This is a genomic window from Neorhizobium sp. BT27B (assembly GCF_050455485.1).
In the GTDB taxonomy this organism is placed as follows: domain Bacteria; phylum Pseudomonadota; class Alphaproteobacteria; order Rhizobiales; family Rhizobiaceae; genus Neorhizobium.
Genome location: NZ_JBCIYT010000003.1, coordinates 302,601 through 319,800, shown reverse-complemented (window position 1 = coordinate 319,800; position 17,200 = coordinate 302,601). Strand labels below are relative to the sequence as shown.

13 protein-coding genes are annotated in these 17,200 nt (G+C 60.9%); 4 read left to right on the top strand and 9 right to left on the bottom strand.

The genetic code is table 11. The features are described from left to right. The first annotated feature begins 6 nt into the window (after nt 1-6). On the top strand, nt 7-894 hold the full coding sequence (locus AAIH70_RS10220; protein ID WP_430033978.1) for an aminoglycoside phosphotransferase family protein: 888 nt from the start codon (nt 7-9) through the stop codon (nt 892-894). A 135-nt stretch (nt 895-1,029) separates the two neighbouring features. On the opposite strand, the gene metH is transcribed toward AAIH70_RS10220, so the two are convergent. Continuing rightward, on the bottom strand, nt 1,030-4,797 hold the full coding sequence (gene metH / locus AAIH70_RS10215; RefSeq protein WP_132272132.1) for a methionine synthase: 3,768 nt from the start codon (nt 4,795-4,797) through the stop codon (nt 1,030-1,032). Between the two features lie 185 nt (nt 4,798-4,982). Here metH and AAIH70_RS10210 point away from each other — a divergent pair, with 185 nt between their 5' ends. Further along, entirely contained in the window at nt 4,983-6,233 is a 1,251-nt protein-coding gene (locus tag AAIH70_RS10210; protein WP_132272131.1) for an AGE family epimerase/isomerase, read from the top strand. 82 nt (nt 6,234-6,315) lie between these two features. Here the strand turns inward: AAIH70_RS10210 and AAIH70_RS10205 are convergent, their stop codons facing one another. The 7 genes from AAIH70_RS10205 to AAIH70_RS10175 form a co-directional block, all read right to left on the bottom strand. Beyond that, the gene (locus AAIH70_RS10205; protein WP_132272130.1) at nt 6,316-6,513 is read right to left on the bottom strand and encodes a hypothetical protein; all 198 of its coding nucleotides are present in this window, start codon (nt 6,511-6,513) and stop codon (nt 6,316-6,318) included. A gap of 130 nt (nt 6,514-6,643) precedes the next feature. Further along, the gene (locus tag AAIH70_RS10200; protein WP_430033975.1) at nt 6,644-6,967 is read right to left on the bottom strand and encodes a hypothetical protein; all 324 of its coding nucleotides are present in this window, start codon (nt 6,965-6,967) and stop codon (nt 6,644-6,646) included. Between the two features lie 137 nt (nt 6,968-7,104). Then, nucleotides 7,105-8,151, bottom strand: a complete 1,047-nt coding sequence (locus AAIH70_RS10195) for a LacI family DNA-binding transcriptional regulator (protein WP_245519039.1) — start codon at nt 8,149-8,151, stop codon at nt 7,105-7,107. Between the two features lie 7 nt (nt 8,152-8,158). Continuing rightward, on the bottom strand, nt 8,159-8,983 hold the full coding sequence (locus tag AAIH70_RS10190) for an ABC transporter permease (RefSeq protein ID WP_132272128.1): 825 nt from the start codon (nt 8,981-8,983) through the stop codon (nt 8,159-8,161). After that, on the bottom strand, nt 8,980-9,801 hold the full coding sequence (locus tag AAIH70_RS10185) for an ABC transporter permease (protein ID WP_132272127.1): 822 nt from the start codon (nt 9,799-9,801) through the stop codon (nt 8,980-8,982). Before AAIH70_RS10185 ends, AAIH70_RS10190 begins: the two co-directional genes overlap by 4 nt. Nucleotides 9,802-9,993: 192 nt before the next feature. Continuing rightward, nucleotides 9,994-11,139 carry an extracellular solute-binding protein gene (locus tag AAIH70_RS10180; RefSeq protein WP_132272126.1) on the bottom strand — a complete coding sequence of 382 codons (1,146 nt, stop codon included), beginning with the start codon at nt 11,137-11,139 and terminating at the stop codon, nt 9,994-9,996. Nucleotides 11,140-11,176: 37 nt separating this feature from the next. Further along, the gene (locus AAIH70_RS10175) at nt 11,177-12,310 is read right to left on the bottom strand and encodes an ABC transporter ATP-binding protein (RefSeq protein ID WP_132272125.1); all 1,134 of its coding nucleotides are present in this window, start codon (nt 12,308-12,310) and stop codon (nt 11,177-11,179) included. Nucleotides 12,311-12,603: 293 nt separating this feature from the next. On the opposite strand from AAIH70_RS10175, the gene AAIH70_RS10170 reads away from it, so the two are divergent. After that, nucleotides 12,604-12,729, top strand: a complete 126-nt coding sequence (locus AAIH70_RS10170; RefSeq protein WP_281033526.1) for a hypothetical protein — start codon at nt 12,604-12,606, stop codon at nt 12,727-12,729. Between the two features lie 79 nt (nt 12,730-12,808). Here the strand turns inward: AAIH70_RS10170 and putA are convergent, their stop codons facing one another. Next, complete coding sequence (putA, locus tag AAIH70_RS10165) at nt 12,809-16,483, bottom strand: trifunctional transcriptional regulator/proline dehydrogenase/L-glutamate gamma-semialdehyde dehydrogenase (RefSeq protein ID WP_430034206.1); 3,675 nt, start codon at nt 16,481-16,483, stop codon at nt 12,809-12,811. 197 nt (nt 16,484-16,680) lie between these two features. Here putA and AAIH70_RS10160 point away from each other — a divergent pair, with 197 nt between their 5' ends. Further along, nucleotides 16,681-17,151: an Lrp/AsnC family transcriptional regulator gene (locus tag AAIH70_RS10160; RefSeq protein WP_132272124.1), complete on the top strand. Its 471-nt coding sequence runs from the start codon at nt 16,681-16,683 to the stop codon at nt 17,149-17,151. Nucleotides 17,152-17,200 lie beyond the last annotated feature (49 nt).

Sequence of the window (17,200 nt, the reverse complement as noted above, 5' to 3'; positions counted from 1 at the left end):
CGGCCCATGCATGATGATGACATCTTTATCGACGACGCCCTGATCGCCCGTTTGCTGCGCCAGCACACACCGCAATGGGCCGATCTGCCGTGCGAGCGGATCACGTCCTCCGGCACGGATAATGCGCTTTACCAACTGGGTGATACGCTTTTGCTGCGGCTTCCACGCCGTGGCCACGCCATTGATTTGATCGCCAATGAACTCGACTGGCTGCCGCACATGCAGGGCCTCCCGCTCTCCGTGCCCAACCTGCGCTACCGCGGCACGGCCGATCTTAGCAAACCGGTCGATTTCGGCATTTTCGACTGGCTGGACGGTGATCTTGCGACACCGGACAAGCTTGCCGATCCTGTTGAGGCCGCAGACGATCTCGCCGCGTTCCTGCGCGCGCTGCATGAAAAAGACACGACAGGCGCCCCACGTTCCGGCCCGCTTAACAACCGGCGTGGCGTTGCGCTCGATGACCTGTCGCCGGTCACGCGCCCCGCCATTGACATGCTTGCCGACGAGATCGACAGCGAAGCGGCGCACCGGCTGTGGAAACGGGCTTGCGCTCGCCCCCTGCCGAAACAATCCGTCTGGCTGCACGGCGATCTGAAGGCCGACAATCTGCTTGCCCGAGATGGGCGGCTGCATGCCGTTCTGGATTGGGGACTTGCTGCCGTTGGCGATCCGGCGGCCGATTACGCAACGGCCTGGGTCTGGATCGATCCCGCCGCCCGCGACCGCTTTCGCGAGGTTCTCGGCTTATCGGATGACGACTGGCTACGGGCGGAAGGCTGGGCGCTTTATGGCGCGGTCATTGCACTCAGCTATTATCGCGACGGCCGCAACGAGGCGCTGTGTCGGCAGTGCCGGTTGACGCTGAGCAGGCTGCAACTACTCCTCGCCTGACCGTACTGACCCAACCAGTATCCCTCGCGATGTCACCCTCGGGCCAGTCCCGAGGGTCTAAACACGGTGCCAAGATCTGGAGTTGGCAGATGCTCGGGACAGGCCCGAGCATGACGGTGTTGGAACGACGCGGCCTTACGCCGCCTCATCCTTGGCCGCACCGCCAACCACATAGTTCAGCACCGGCCCGAGCCAGCGCTCGATCTCCTCGACCGCCATGCCCTTGCGTGCCGCGTAATCTTCCACCTGATCGCGCTCCACCTTGGCGACGCCAAAATAATAACTGTCCGGATGGCCGATATAGAGGCCGGAGACGGACGAGCCGGGCCACATGGCGTAGCTTTCGGTCAGAATAACACCAGTTGCTTCCGTCGCGTCGAGCAGGCGGAACAGCGTATCCTTTTCCGTATGATCGGGCTGGGCCGGATAACCGGGTGCCGGACGAATGCCGGCATATTCCTCGTGGATCAGTTCGTCATTGCCAAAAGTCTCATCCGGCGCGTAACCCCAGAATTCCTTGCGGACGCGCTGGTGCATGTGTTCGGCGAAGGCTTCGGCAAAACGGTCGGCCAGCGCCTTGACGAGGATCGACGAATAATCGTCGTTCGCCCGCTCAAACCGCTCTGCAATCGCCACTTCCTCGATCCCGGCAGTGACGACGAAACCGCCAACATAATCTTGTCTGCCGCTATCGACCGGCGCAACGAAATCCGACAGCGCCACGTTCGGGCGGCCATCGCGTTTCGACAGCTGCTGACGCAGCGTGAAGAAGGTCGCGGCCTCTTCCGTGCGGCTCTCGTCGGTATAGACGCGGATATCGTCACCCACCGTGTTGGCCGGCCAGAAGCCGATGACGGCACGCGGACGGAACCAGTTTTCCGCGATGATCTTTTTCAGCATGGCCTGTGCATCGGTCCACAGCTGGCGGGCTGCCTCACCCTGCTTCTCGTCTTCGAGAATGGCCGGATAACGCCCCTTCAGCTCCCAGGTCTGGAAGAACGGCGTCCAGTCGATATATTTCGCCAGTTCCTCAAGATCGTAGCCTTCGAACACCTTGGTGCCGAAGAACTGCGGCTTGACCGGGCTGTAGGCATCCCAATCCACCTTATGGGCATTGGCACGGGCACGCGCCAGCGGTAGGCGGATCTTGTCCGCTTCCGAGCGGGCGTGAGCTGCCGCCACCTTGGCATATTCGGCGCGGATGTCGGCGACGTAGTTTTCACGACCGTCTTCCGCAAGAAGGTTCGAGACGACGCCCACGGCACGCGATGCGTCGGTGACGTAGACCGTCTGGCCCTTGTCATAACCCGGATGGATTTTGACGGCCGTATGGACACGGCTGGTCGTCGCGCCGCCGATCAGCAGCGGGATGTCAAATCCCTGCCGCTGCATTTCGGCAGCCACATGAACCATCTCGTCCAGTGACGGGGTGATCAGGCCGGACAGGCCGATGACATCGACCTTCTCGGCAATCGCCGTCTCCAGAATCTTGGTCGCGGGCACCATCACGCCGAGATCGATGATCTCGTAATTGTTGCAGGCCAGAACCACGCCGACGATGTTCTTGCCGATATCGTGGACATCGCCCTTCACCGTCGCCATCAGGATTTTCCCCGCAGCCTTGCGCTGGTCGCCGCCGTTGAGACGCTTTTCCTCTTCCATGTAAGGCAGAAGCACGGCCACGGCCTGCTTCATCACACGCGCGGATTTCACCACCTGCGGCAGGAACATTTTTCCCGAACCGAACAGGTCGCCGACCACGTTCATGCCGGCCATCAGCGGGCCTTCGATGACATGCAGCGGGCGCTCGGCCTTCAGGCGGGCTTCCTCGGTGTCTGCCTCGATATATTCGGTAATGCCGTTGACCAGCGCATGCGAGATACGCTCTTCGACGGAGCGTTCGCGCCAGGACAGATCCTGCACGCGTGCCTCACGGCCCGGACCACCACGGAAACGTTCCGCCACTTCCAGCAGCCGTTCGGTGCCATCGCTGCGGCGGTTCAGCACCACGTCTTCGCAGGCCTCACGCAGTTCCGCGTCGATCTGGTCGTAGACGGCCAACTGGCCGGCATTGACGATGCCCATGTCCATGCCCGCCTGAATGGCGTGGTAGAGGAACACGGCATGCATCGCCTCGCGCACCGGCTCATTGCCGCGGAACGAGAAGGACAGGTTAGAAACGCCGCCAGAAATATGCACGAGCGGCATTTTTTCGCGGATCGTGCGGGTCGCCTCGATGAAGTCGACGCCGTAATTATTGTGTTCCTCGATGCCGGTGGCAACCGCAAACACGTTGGGATCGAAGATGATGTCTTCCGGCGGGAAACCGGCCTGTTCGGTCAGGATCTTGTAGGCTCGAGAGCAGATATCGACCTTGCGCTGATAGGTGTCCGCCTGTCCGGTTTCATCGAAGGCCATGACGACGACGGCCGCGCCATAGGAGCGCACCAGCTTCGCCTGACGGACAAAATTCTCTTCGCCTTCCTTCAGCGAGATCGAGTTGACGATCGACTTGCCCTGAACGCATTTCAGGCCCGCTTCGATGATCTCGAATTTCGACGAGTCGATCATGATCGGCACGCGGGCGATATCCGGCTCGGCGGCGATCAGGTTCAGGAATTCGACCATCGCCTTTTCACTGTCGATCAGGCCTTCATCCATGTTGATGTCGATGACCTGCGCGCCGTTTTCCACCTGATCGCGGGCGACTGCGAGAGCGGCGGTATAGTCACCGGCGGTGATCAGCTTGCGGAATTTGGCCGAGCCGGTGACATTGGTGCGCTCGCCAACGTTGACGAACGGAATGTCCTTGGTGAGCGTGAAGGGTTCCAGACCCGACAGCGACATGAACGGCTTGTGTTCCGGGATTGGGCGCGGCTTGTGCTTGGCAACGGCTTCGGCAATGGCGCGAATATGGTCCGGCGTCGAACCGCAGCAGCCGCCGACGATGTTGACGAGACCGTCGCGGGCAAAACCCTCGACCTGTGCGGCCATGATTTCCGGCGTTTCGTCATACTGACCGAACTCGTTCGGCAGGCCGGCATTAGGATAGGCACAGATGAACGTGTCGGCAACGCCCGACAGTTCCTGCAGGTGCGGACGCATGGCGTCGGCACCGAGCGCGCAGTTGAGGCCGATCGTGAACGGATTGGAATGGCTGACCGAATCCCAGAAAGCGGTCGGCGTCTGGCCGGAAAGCGTGCGGCCGGAAAGGTCTGTGATCGTGCCGGAAATCATCACCGGCAGGGTGATGCCCTTGGCGGCAAAACGCTCATTGCAGGCGAAAATGGCAGCCTTGGCGTTCAGCGTATCAAAGATGGTTTCGATCAGGATGATGTCGGCGCCGCCGTCGATCAGGCCGTCGATCTGCTCGCCATAGGCAATCCGCAGATCGTCGAACGAAACGGCGCGGTAACCGGGATTGTTGACGTCGGGAGAAATCGACGCGGTGCGGTTGGTCGGGCCGATGGCGCCGGCCACGAAACGGCGCTTGCCATCCTCGCGTTCGGCACGCTGGCAGGCGCGGCGCACGATCTCGGCGCCCTCCTTGTTGAGGTCGTAAACTGCACCTTCCATCTCGTAATCGGCCTGCGCGATGCGGGTCGAGGAGAAGGTGTTGGTTTCGAGAATATCGGCCCCCGCCATGGCGTAGCGATAATGGATATCCTCGATCGCCTGCGGCTGGGTGAGGATCAGAAGGTCGTTATTGCCCTGCTGATGGCAGGCGCAGCCGATAAAACGGTGGCCACGGAACTGGTCTTCATCGAAGCCCAGCCCCTGGATCTGCGTGCCCATGGCGCCATCAAGCACGAGGATGCGTTCGCTGGCAGCCTTGCGCAGCGCCTCGAACACTTCATTGCCGTCGCGGACAGCCCCTTCAGGACCGAAAACAGTATCGAACACGGCAAACTCCCTTGACGTCATGGATTTCAAACACCCAGATCACATAAAGATATCTTTATGTCAATATATGACGGATGTTATATGGGCCTGTCCTCGCCCGATTGCACACCATGGCCGATGACAGACTCACACCCGCCCTATATAGGCATTCGGCAAACTGTTGTGCACGAAATTGGAGGATTATCATGGCATTGGCAGATCGGGATCTCGGCAACTGGACAACCCGCCCTTACCATCGCGACTGGCTGACCGCGCAGGCAAACGGCCTTTTCAGCTTCTTCCAGCACAATTCGATCAATCCCAAGGGCGGCTTTTACGATCTCGATGATCACGGCAAGCCTTTGGATGCGAATGGTCAGGTGCGCAACATCCACATCGCCGCCCGCGCTGTTCACTGCTTTGCCATCGGCACGCTGCTCGGCCGCCCCGGCGCATACGATGTCGTCGATCACGGCATGGATTATCTCTGGAACCACCACCGCGACACACAAAACGGCGGATATTTCTGGTCGCTTGATGACAATGGCCCGGTCGATGCCAACAAGCAGGGTTACGGCCACGCTTTCGTGCTGCTGGCAGCTTCCTCGGCCAAACTCGTCGGCCATCCGCTGGCGGACAAGATGCTGGCCGACATTACCGAGGTCATCAACACCAAATTCTGGGACGAGCAGCACGGCGCGATCGCGGAAGAATTCACACCCGACTGGCAGCCGCTCGACGGCGGCAATTACCGCGGCCAGAATTCCAACATGCACCTCACCGAAGCGCTGATGGCGGCCTTCGAGGCGACCGGTGATGCCGCATATCTCACCAAGGCCGAACGCATCGCCGATCTCGTCATCCGCCGGGCTGCCGGTTCAGTGAACTGGCGCGTTGCAGAACATTTCGACACGTCCTGGAATATCGACAAGGCCTATTACCACGAGAACGAAATGTTCCGCCCCGCCGGCACTACGCCGGGCCACTGGCTGGAATGGGCGCGCCTCATCCTGCAGCTCTGGGTACTCGGCGACAAGATGCACGAATGGATGCTGGACGCGGCAAAGAACCTGTTCGAGCAGTCGATGGTGCTCGGCTGGGATGATGACAAGGGCGGCTTTTTCTACACGCTCGACTGGGACGACAAGCCGGCAAAGCGCAACAAGCTGTGGTGGCCTGCCTGCGAAGGTGCGGGTGCTGCCCATTTCCTCAATGAGCACCTGCCCTCGGATTTCCATGAGGAAAACTACCGCAAAATCTGGAACATCATCGAGCGCCGTTTCATCGATCATAAGAACGGCGGCTGGCATGAGGAACTGACGGAAGACCTCGTGCCTTCCCATGACCTGTTTCCGGGCAAGGGCGATATCTACCACGCCCTGCAGGCCTGCCTGATCCCGCTCTATCCGGCGACCGGCAGTGTCACGCGCGGCATTCTGGAAGCCGGCAAACGCTGATCCACATCACGTCTTTGCAAAACAAAACAGGCGGCTGCATTTTCGTGCAGCCGCCTGTTTCATGAAGAAATTCTTTTAAGGATCAGATCTGGCCGATCCGGCATTCCGAAACACGACGGGCAGAACCGTAATCACGCTTGAAGGACGCTCCCGAAAAATCCTTGCGAGCAAACTCCACCAGTTCCTTTTCGGTCAACTGCAGCACACCATCGGCAAATGTGCCGGTCGCTGCGATATCGTCGGTTGCAAGTGGCGTGGCGACTGGTCTGCTAAACAACATCTGTGCTTCTCCCGTGTGCTGTCTGAAACGCGCAAAACACGTTTCGGTTCCTCACTCTCCCCAGTGAAGATTAACAAATTAACCATTAAATTTAACGGAAGCATGTCAGAAGCGCCATCTGACGAAAATGTCAGATCGTTTGTTTGACGAGATCGGCCAGACGGCGGATTTCATCGGCCACCTGCCGCAAAATCTGCGCCGCCAAGGCGTCCGGCAAGCTCGCCGATTCGCGCCGCAGCATGTCCAGATCGGAAACGATTCCCGTCGGAAGCGAGGCGGCGCCCTTGCCGATATCGAGCAATTCCCGCTGGGTTTCGATCGCCGCCGCCGCCCGCGCCACGAGGATCTTGCGCTGATGCGGTTTGACGTCGCCGATCGACCCGGCGGCCGTCGTCAACTCCGCAACCAGTGCGCTGGCGGCGGTCACACGATAATTCTGATTGGCGTTTTCCATCATTGTCCGGCGGTCAAGGTTGTCAGAGAGACGCTGTTATCGCATCGGCCATTACCGAAGCTTGCGACCCCTGTCCCCGTCAGTGCCGCACAAGGGCCAGCAACCGCACCGTCGTCCCCAGAAACTGCGGGGCCCCGTCATTCCTGCGCGCCGTAAACCGGCCAGAAGCTGTCGCGCACCACCAGTTCGGGGATGACGCGCTGGTGAAACGGCGGTTCATCGGGATTGTCGATTCGCCGTTGCAGCAGTTCCACAGCCCGGTCTGCCATCACGATCGGATCCTGCCGGAACGTAGTCAGACGGAAACCGAGCCATGCCGCTTCCGGCACGTCGTCGAAACCGATCACGGCAACATCCTCCGGCACCCGCAGCCCGCGCTCACAGCGCAGGTGGTCAAGCAGACCGAAGGCGATCAGGTCATTGGTGCAAAACACCGCATCAGGGTGGTCATCACCGGCAAACAGTTTTCGCGCGACAGCCAGACCCGTCGTATAATCGGACTCCGCACCACCGCGCGCCACGGAGGTGCGACAGCCAGCCGCCTGCGCGGCCTCGATAAATGCCGTCTCACGTTCCAGAATGCTCGGCGTGCCGGAAGACGAAGTGGCCACCGCCAGATGTCTGCGCCCTGCCCCGGCGAAAACATCGGCCGCCTTGCGCGACGCCTCCGAATTGCCGGCATGCACATGGTCGGCATTTGCTTCCGAGCGGCCGATCATCACAAGCGGCTGGCCATTGCGCTGTGCCTCTTCGAAAAACGCCGCCGGCGGCGAACCGGACAGCACGATGGTGGCTTCGGCGCGATGACCGATCAGCATTTTTTGCGCCGCCAGCAGTTCGGCTTCGGTCTGCCCGGTATTGATGAGGATGGGGATGCTGCCACGGCGGATCAGCGCCTTGGCAAGCGCTGCCGTCAGATGCGCGCGAAACCCCAGTTCCGGCTTCATGGCGACGATGCCCACCAGCCGGCTCTGGTTGTTGAGCACGCCACGCGCCAGATCGTTGACGTGGTAACCAAGCGCCTTGGCCGCCGCCTGCACCTTTTCGCGGGTGGCAGGTGCCACGCTTGCACCCTTGGTGAAGGTGCGCGACACCGCCGAGCGGGAAACGCCGGCCAGTTCCGCCACCTGCTGGGCGCTGACGAAACGCATTCTGTTGGCTTGCGATTTGTCTTCGTCTGTCATCTCAGCCTCAATGTCCGACACGCGACAGCACGTCGGCTTTCAGGAAACGTTCCACCAGGAGCATGAACACCAGCGATGGCACGAGCAGCAGCAAGGCCGTGATCGAGGCGATCTGGTAATTGCCGCCGGATGCGCTGGTGTAGAGGAGCAGCGGCAGCATGTTGACGTCAGGCGCGCCGACAAAAAAGCTGCCGGTAAATTCGTCGAGGCTTTCCAAGAACACGAAGATCGCGCTCGCCATCAGGCCGGGCGCCGCCAATGGCAAGGTCACATCGCGGAAGGTCCGCATCGGCCCCGCACCGATATTGCGTGCCGCCTGCTCCAGTTCCGGATCAATGGCGGAAAAGGCGGCAGTGGCGATCCACACGGCGTAAACTACGCCATGCGAGACATGCACGAGCACAACGCCGGGGATCGTGCCATTGAGGCCGATTTCATAGAATATGCGGGCGATATTGACGTAGACCGTCAGGTTCGGAAACGCCTGCGGGATGAGGAAAGCCAGCAGGATGAGGCCCCGCAGCGGCAGTTTCAGCCGCGCCAGCGCATAACCTGCCGGGATCGCCAAAGCCAGCGCCACGGCCACCGTCAGAAGCGCCACGACCAGCGAATTGCCGAGCGATTCCAGCGCGCCGCCGCGCGGTGCAAACACCTTTGCCCATGAACTGAACCCGTATTCGAGCGGAAACGTGTGCGGGAAATACCATTTCTCCGTCACGGTCCAGAGCAGCATGTTGAACAGTGGCCCAAAGATGAAAAAGGCCATCAGTCCGAAAATGATGCCGCGCGGCACCCACCAGAGGGCGGCAAGATTGTTGCGCAAGGCGGTCATGTCCGCTCCTTCAGGCTGATGCGGAGATAGATCCAGGCGACCGACGAGGCGAGCACCAGCGAGATCAGGCCGAGCGCATTGGCGACGCCGTAATCACCATAGGCATTGACGCGGAAAGCGATGTCGGCGGTCAGCATGGTCGGCGTTTGGGCGTTGATCATCAACGGCACCGACAGCACCGACATCATGGTGACGAAGGAAAGGATCAGGCCGACGGTGAGCGTCACCGCCACCTGCGGCACGATGATTTCGAAAAGGACGCGCAGTTTCGAGGCACCGAGATTACGGGCCGCCTCGATCGTATCGCGGTTGAGTGAGGCCATGGCGCCGGCCACCAGCAGCGCCACGAACGGCGTCTGTTTCCACACGAAAGCGAAGACGATGCCGCGCCAGTCGAGAAAACTCACCGTATCGAGCGGCGTCATCAGCCCGAGACTGACGGCGGTATTGTTCATCATGCCGTTCTTGGAGAGGAACGTGCGCATCAACTGCCCGACGACGATGAAGGGAATGAACATCGGCCAGCGATAGAGAAAGCGCAGCGCCGCCACGGCGAGCGGATGGCCGCCGAGTGTCAGGTAACCGCCAATGGCGATCGAGGCAAAGCCGATCAGCACGGTCGACAGCGACACGATGACGACAGTGAAAATGATGTCCTTCGTGTAGAGATCGAAGGTTTTTGTGAAATTGCCCCAGCCGAAGGAGCCATCGACCTGAAATGCGCCGACAGCCGACATGATCAGCGGCAGGATGAACAACAGCGCGATCACCGCCAATGCGGGCAGGACGAGGAGAAGACCGAGGAGACGTCTGGACATGGGTTTGCTCGCTGAGTGCGACTGCACGTGATTTCTTCTCCCCAGCGGGGAGAAGATGTCCGAAGGACAGATGAGGGGGAAGCACCAACGCAAGCAGGCGCGAACAGAAGCGTCGAATGTGCCGCCCTGCCCCCCCTCATCCGGCCCTTCCGGGCCACCTTCTCCCCGAGGGGAGAAGAAAAAGCTTGAGGCTTACTTCACCGACTTCTCGTAAGCCTCGAGGATCGCCGAGTTGTACGGAGCGATCGGGAAAGGCTTGCCGTTTTCAGCCAGATCGGCCGGCGAGATGTCGACAAAAAGCTTGTTCCAGGTGGCGTCGTCGAGTTCGGCCTTGACCTTGTCGGCGTCGATGCCCGGATACCAGTTGAAGCGCTTGACGATGCCTTCGGCCTGTACCTTCGGGCTGGTGGCAAGCGCCACGAACTTTTCGGCGAGGTCCTTCTGGGCGGTCTTTTCAGGGATGACGTAATGCATCGGCTGTCCCGGCATGCCCGGAGCCGGCAGAACCAGCTTCATGGTCGGCGGCAGCTGGCCGCTGGCCTGCCACGAATAGAACATGTCGACCCAGACCGGGCCCATGGCGATTTCGCCGCGCGACAGCAGGTCAAGCGTGCCGGCATTGCCCGGCGTCAGCGTCGCATTGGTGGTGAACTCGGCAAGGCTCTTGAAGGCGCCGTCCCACTTCTTGGTGTCATCGGCGTTGAACGGGCCGTTCATGAGCACCTTGGCATCGCTGTCGCCGAAGGCGTAGATCCAGCCCATCACGAAGGACACGCCGGAAGCGCCGCCCTTGATGCCGTTATAACCGAACTGTTTTGGGTGGGCCTTGGCCCACTCGGCCAGATCCTTGTAGGTCTTGGGCGGGTTCGGAACGAGATCGGGGTTATAGGCAATCGCCGTCTGGCTGTTGAACATCGGCATGACGTAACCGTCGACATTGGTGCCGAGCGCCATCTTGGCATTGCCACGTGTTACCAGCTTGCCGGTGTCGATATCGTCGCGATACTTTGCGAGATACGCCTTGGTGACCATCGGGCCAACGAACTTTTCGTGGACGACGGCAACGTCGACATCCCACTTTTCGGACTTGGCAGCAGCCTGCGCGTCAAAACGCTCCAAGAGTTTCTGCGAACCGGCATCGCCCGGGCCGGTGCCCACGGCGCGAACCGTGTTGCCCGGATAGGTCTTTTCGAACAACGGTCCGAGATACTGGTTGATGTAATCGACCATGTTCTGGTCGCCGGCAGTGGCAACCGTCAGTTCCGCGGCCTTGGCCGGGAAGGCAGCCGAAATACCGGTAAGCGTGACGGCGATGGCAGCGTAGGAAAATCTCTTCATGGGTCTCTCCAGAGATTGAAGTCGGATCAGAGAAAAGTCAGGCTGGAATTTTCACCGCCTCCGGCGATACGCCGGGGCGGGAAACTGGATCGCCCGAAGGCGAATTGAACAGGAACAGCGTCTGCGCCGGTACGAACACCGCAACCGGCTGACCCGGCGTAAAAGCCCGATCGGCATCGGCCATGATTTCGCGCTCACCGATGCGCACCGCATGGCGCCAATGGCCACCGGGATAACTGACGGCCACGACCTCGCCGAAGAAGCGCGCACCGGGCATGGTCGCCGGCGTATCGATGTCGGACAGTTTTGCCGCTTCGGGGCGGAAACGCGCCTCGACCGGGCCGCTGCCAAGCGGACGATCACCGACCGGCACCGAGCCACCCTCGCCCGCAGCACCCGGCTGCAGCAGAAAATTGTCGCCGTCGCGAACACCATCGAGATGCAGCAGGTTTTCAGCGCCCATGAAGGCGGCAACGAAGGAGGATGCCGGACGGTTATAGACCTCTTCCGGCGAGCCCTGCTGTGCAATGCGACCGCCATCGAGAATGACGATCCTGTCAGCCATCACCATCGCCTCTTCGCGATCATGGGTGACGTGAACGGCGGTGATGCCGAGCCGCTTCTGCAAGGCCCGCAGCTCATGCCGCACGCTGAGACGAATACGGGCATCGAGATTGGAAAGCGGCTCGTCGAGCAGCAGGATTTCCGGATCGACGGCAAGTGCCCGGCCCAGCGCCACGCGCTGGCGCTGGCCGCCGGAGAGATTTGCGGGCTTGCGCCCCTCCAGGCCGCCAAGGCCGAGCATGGTCGCCATCTCCGCAACACGCCGCGCGATTTCCTCACGAGCGATACCACGCAGCTTCAGGCCGTAGCCGATATTCTGCGCCACCGTCATGTGCGGCCACAATGCGTAGGACTGGAACACCAGCGCCATGCCGCGCTTGTCCGGCTGATGGCGGGTGATGTCGCGACCATTGACGGTGACCTGCCCGTCGGACGGTTCGATGAAGCCGGCGATGACGCGCAGAAGCGTGGTCTTGCCGCAACCGGAAGAGCCCAGCAGCGCCACGAACTCACCCTTGCCGATCGACAGATCGATGTCCTTCAGGACCCGCGTCTGGCCATAACGGCTGGCCACGCCACGCAGTTGAAGAAACCCGTCATCACTCATATTCGCCCCCGTTGCACAGGCGTGCAATCACTATGGAAGCTTCTTTAGAGTGTGATTTTTACAGCCGGATGACAGTGGAGCGGGATAGAGCGTGAAGGCACAGAGCGGAGTGGCGGTACACCCTGTTCAAACCGAGACTGAACCCGACACTTCGGCGTGATCGCCCCGTCTTTCAGCCGAACGGACTGATGCGGATTGGCCACAGCATTCCTACATAACCCTTGAGAAGCCGGGCAATCGGGAACCGCGATCAGGCAATCGTCGTTTTCCGCTTACCCACAAGGAGTTTTCGCATGCGCATTGTATTCGTGATCATGGTCGTATCGGTACTGGGCATTCTCGGTCTGAAATATGCCGACAACACGCTGGGTAACGACATCATGGCAACACCGGAACAGATGGCCGGCGTTGACGACTGATACGTGAGAAAATTTGCCCCATGAAAAAGGCCGCAGCGGTTTCCCGCGCGGCCTTTTTGTTGGATAGCCCCGCTGAGCGCTATCCGATCGACATCAGGCTGGCATTACCGCCGGCCGCTGCCGTGTTGGTGGAGATTGATACCTCTTCCAGAAGCCAGTTCAGGCAATAGGCCTGCGGATCGGCGATCAGCGTTTCCGTGGTTGCCGACTGCACCAGAACCAGCGGCCCCGGCATGGCGGCAATCGCCTTGTTCACCGTCTTCAGCCGTTCGCCGTCACCTTCCACCAGCGCACCGGCATAAGGCCCCTGCTCCGACCAGTCCTTTGCCCAGCTGATCCGTGCCGAAACGGACACAGGAAGACCAGCAAGCACATCGCGCAGACCGCTCGTCTCGTCGACCACGACCGTATTGCCGGTCGCAAGCGCTGCCCCGAGCTGCCAGAACAACCCACCCTTGGTCTGCGGCAGAAGCAGGATGCGGCCGCGCGGATGCAGGCCGTAGAGATTGCGCTCGCCCACCGGACCCGGCAGTTCCTGCTCCAGCCCCAGCGCCGACGTGCTTGCCAGCGTACGCACCACTTCAGCCGCATCGGCCTCGCCGCTCTCATCGAGGAAGCGGGCGAAATCGGCGGTCGCCTCGTCGCGATGCACCGAACTCAGCTGCGGCGGTTCCGGCTGCACGCCAACCAGACGGCCGAGATAAAGCGGCCCGCCCGCCTTCGGGCCCGTACCGGACAAGCCGCGCCCGCCAAAAGGCTGCACACCGACGACGGCACCGATGACGTTGCGGTTGACATAGAGATTACCGGCCTTCACGCGGCTCGTCACATGCGCGATGGTTTCATCGAGACGTGTGTGCAGGCCAAAGGTCAGGCCGTAACCGGTGCCGTTGATCTGGTCGATCAGCTTGTCGAGATCGGCGCGGCGATAGCGGATCACATGCAGGACGGGTCCAAAAACTTCGCGTGTGAGATCGGCGAGTGACGGCAGTTCGATGATCGTCGGCGCGACAAAGGTACCGACGGAAGCGTTGTCGCCAAGATCGATCTGCTCCACCTTGCGGCCGAGCTTGCGCATCGCCTCGATATGGCCTTCGATATTGCCCTTGGCTTCCGCCGTGATGACCGGGCCGATATCGGCCGACAGCACATCGGTACGGCCGATCGTCAATTCATGCAGTGCGCCCTTGAGCATATGCAGAATACGGTCGGCGACATCCTCCTGCAGGCACAGAACCCGGAGAGCCGAGCAACGCTGGCCGGCACTGTCGAAGGCGGATGCGATGACATCGGCGACCACCTGCTCGGCCAGCGCCGAAGAGTCGACGATCATGGCATTCTGGCCACCGGTCTCGGCGATCAGCGGGATCGGACGGCCGGAAGCAGACACACGGTCGGCCAGCTGTTTCTGGATCAGCCGCGCCACTTCCGTCGAACCGGTGAACATCACACCGGCGACGTCCGGCGCACCAACAAGGGCTGCGCCGATCCGTCCGTCACCCGGCAGGAATTGCAGCGCCTCCAGCGGAATGCCGGCTTCGCGCAGAATGCGCACGCCTTCAGCGGCGATCAGCGGCGTTTCTTCGGCAGGTTTTGCCAGAACCGGATTGCCGGCAACGAGGGCCGCCGCCACCTGACCGGTAAAGATCGCCAGCGGAAAATTCCAAGGGCTGATGCAGACGATCGGCCCGAGTGCGGTGTGCGCCGGCCCCAGCGTGCGGCGGGTCTGCTGCGCGTAATAGCGCAGGAAATCGATCGCCTCGCGCACTTCGGCAATCGCGTTCGGCATGGATTTGCCGGCCTCGCGCATGACGAGACCGAGCAGACCCGGCATTTCCGCCTGCATCAGGTCGGCGGCGCGCTCAAGGCACTCGGCACGCTCGACCGGAGAAACGGCAGCCCAGCTTGCGGCTGATGCGGCAGCGCGAGCAACAGTATTGCGCGCCTCCTCTTCCGTCGCCTCGGTGACAGTGCCAACGGTGTCGCGATGATCGCCCGGATTAAGAACCGGCTGCGACGAGCCGGCGGCCTCTGCGCCAATCAGTTGCGGCACGGCGCGCCATTCCATCCCTGCGCCCTGTTTGACGGCAACGGATACGGCAGCCAGCACATCCTCGTTGGAAAGGTCGATACCCGCCGAATTTTTCCGGGCAGAGCCGAAAAGATCTTCCGGCAGCGCGATGCGGTCATGCCCCGCCCCCGGTTCCACCATCGCCTTCACCACATCCACCGGATCGGCAATCAGGTCGTCGACCGACACAAGCGGATCGCCGATACGGTTGACGAAGGAGGAATTGGCACCGTTTTCGAGAAGGCGGCGCACCAGATAGGCGAGCAGCGTTTCATGCGTGCCGACCGGTGCATAGATGCGGGCCGGACGGCCAAGATTTTTCGCGCCAACGACTTCCTCGTACAGCGGTTCGCCCATGCCATGCAGGCACTGGAATTCGTATTTGCCGACATAAAAGTCAGGGCCGGCGAGATGATAGATCGTCGCCAGCGACTGGGCATTGTGGGTTGCAAACTGCGGAAACACATGCTCCGTCGCCGCCAGCAGCTTTTTGGCGCAGGCGATATAGGACACGTCGGTGTGCACCTTGCGGGTAAACACCGGAAAACCGTCGAGACCATCGAGCTGCGCCCGCTTGATCTCGGCATCCCAATAGGCGCCTTTTACCAGACGCACCATGATCCGGTGCTTGGAGCGACGGGCGAGATCGATGATGAAATCGAGCACGTATGGGCAGCGCTTGCCATAGGCCTGCACCACGAAGCCGATACCATCCCAACCGGAAAGATCCGCATCGAGGCAAAGCCCTTCCAAGAGGTCGAGCGAAAGCTCCAGCCGGTCCATTTCCTCGGCATCGATATTGAGGCCGATATTGTAGGACTTTGCGATCGCCGCCAGCGCCTTCACTTTCGGCAGCAGCTCATCCATGACGCGCGCGGCCTGGGCGCGAACGTAACGCGGATGCAACGCCGAAAGCTTGATCGAGATGCCCGGACCTTCATAGATTCCGCGTCCGGCAGACGCCTTGCCAATCGCATGGATGGCATTTTCGTAGTCGCGGTAATAACGCTGGGCATCCGCAGCAGTGGTCGCGGCCTCTCCCAGCATGTCGTAGGAATAACCAAAACCCTTGTCTTCCATATCCTTTGCGCGCTTCAGCGCCTCGGTTATGGTTTCGCCGGTCACGAACTGCTCTCCCATCATGCGCATCGCCATGTCGACGCCGCGGCGGATCACCGGTTCGCCGCAACGGGCGATCAGACGGGTGAGCGCGGCGGTCAGGCTGCGGTCATTGACGGTGGCGGTCAGCTTGCCGGTGACGACGAGGCCCCAGGTGGCGGCATTGACGAACAGCGAACGCCCGCCGCCCACATGCGATTTCCAGTCGCCATCGGAAATCTTGTCGCGGATCAGCGCATCGCGGGTGGCGGTATCGGGGATGCGAAGCAGCGCTTCGGCAAGGCACATCAGCGCCACGCCTTCCTGGCTGGACAACGAATATTCCTGCACCAGCCCCTCGACGCCGGAACCGCGATGTTTTGCCCGCAGCGAGGTGATCAGCTTGCGCGCGGTATTTTTTGCCTTGGCGCTCAGCTCTTCCGAAACGGTCGCGGCCTCCAGAAGCGGCGCAACACAATCCGGCTCCGGCCGGCGATAAGCGGCCGTGATGGCAGCGCGCAACGGCGTCTTTTCGCTCAAGGGCGGTGCGAAATTTTCGAAAACCGGGCGAAAGGGCAGATCCATCTGCGTCGTCGAAACCGGGCCTGGTGCTGCTGGCTGTTCCACTCTGTCTGCCATTTGCGATGTCCTCATCTGGGCTGCGGCGTTGATGTCGCCGCTTTGCTTGCTGAATATCATCTTCTCACTTGAGAGCACGGACTTGAATACGGGCAGTTTCTGGTGTTTTTCTCTTTTATAACGCCGCTTGAAAGTCAAAACACATGGCAAAAGCCACGATCACTGGTGAACTTGACGCCTTCGACCGAAAAATCGTCGATGCTCTGGCCGATGACGGCCGCATGTCTATTACCGATCTGTCCCAGAAGGTCGGCCTTTCCAAGACCCCCTGCCAGATTCGCCTGAAGCGGCTGGTCGATGAAGGTTATATCACCGGTTTTCGCGCCACGCTCAATCCGCAGAAATTCGGGCTGGATCATATCGCCTTTACGGAAGTGAAATTGTCGGACACCCGCGAGGCGGCGCTGGGCGAGTTCAACGCTGCGGTAAAGAAGCTGCGGGAAGTGGAAGAATGCCACATGATCGCCGGCTCTTTCGACTATCTTTTGAAAGTGCGCACCGCCGATATCCGCCGATACCGTATCGTGCTCGGCGAAAAGATTTCAGCCCTGCCGCATGTGGCGAGCACGTCCACGTTTGTGGTCATGCAGTCTGTAAAGGACAAGGGGTTCTGAGCCTCTCACGGCAAAAGCCGCCATCGCGAGCGATGACGGCTTCTTTATT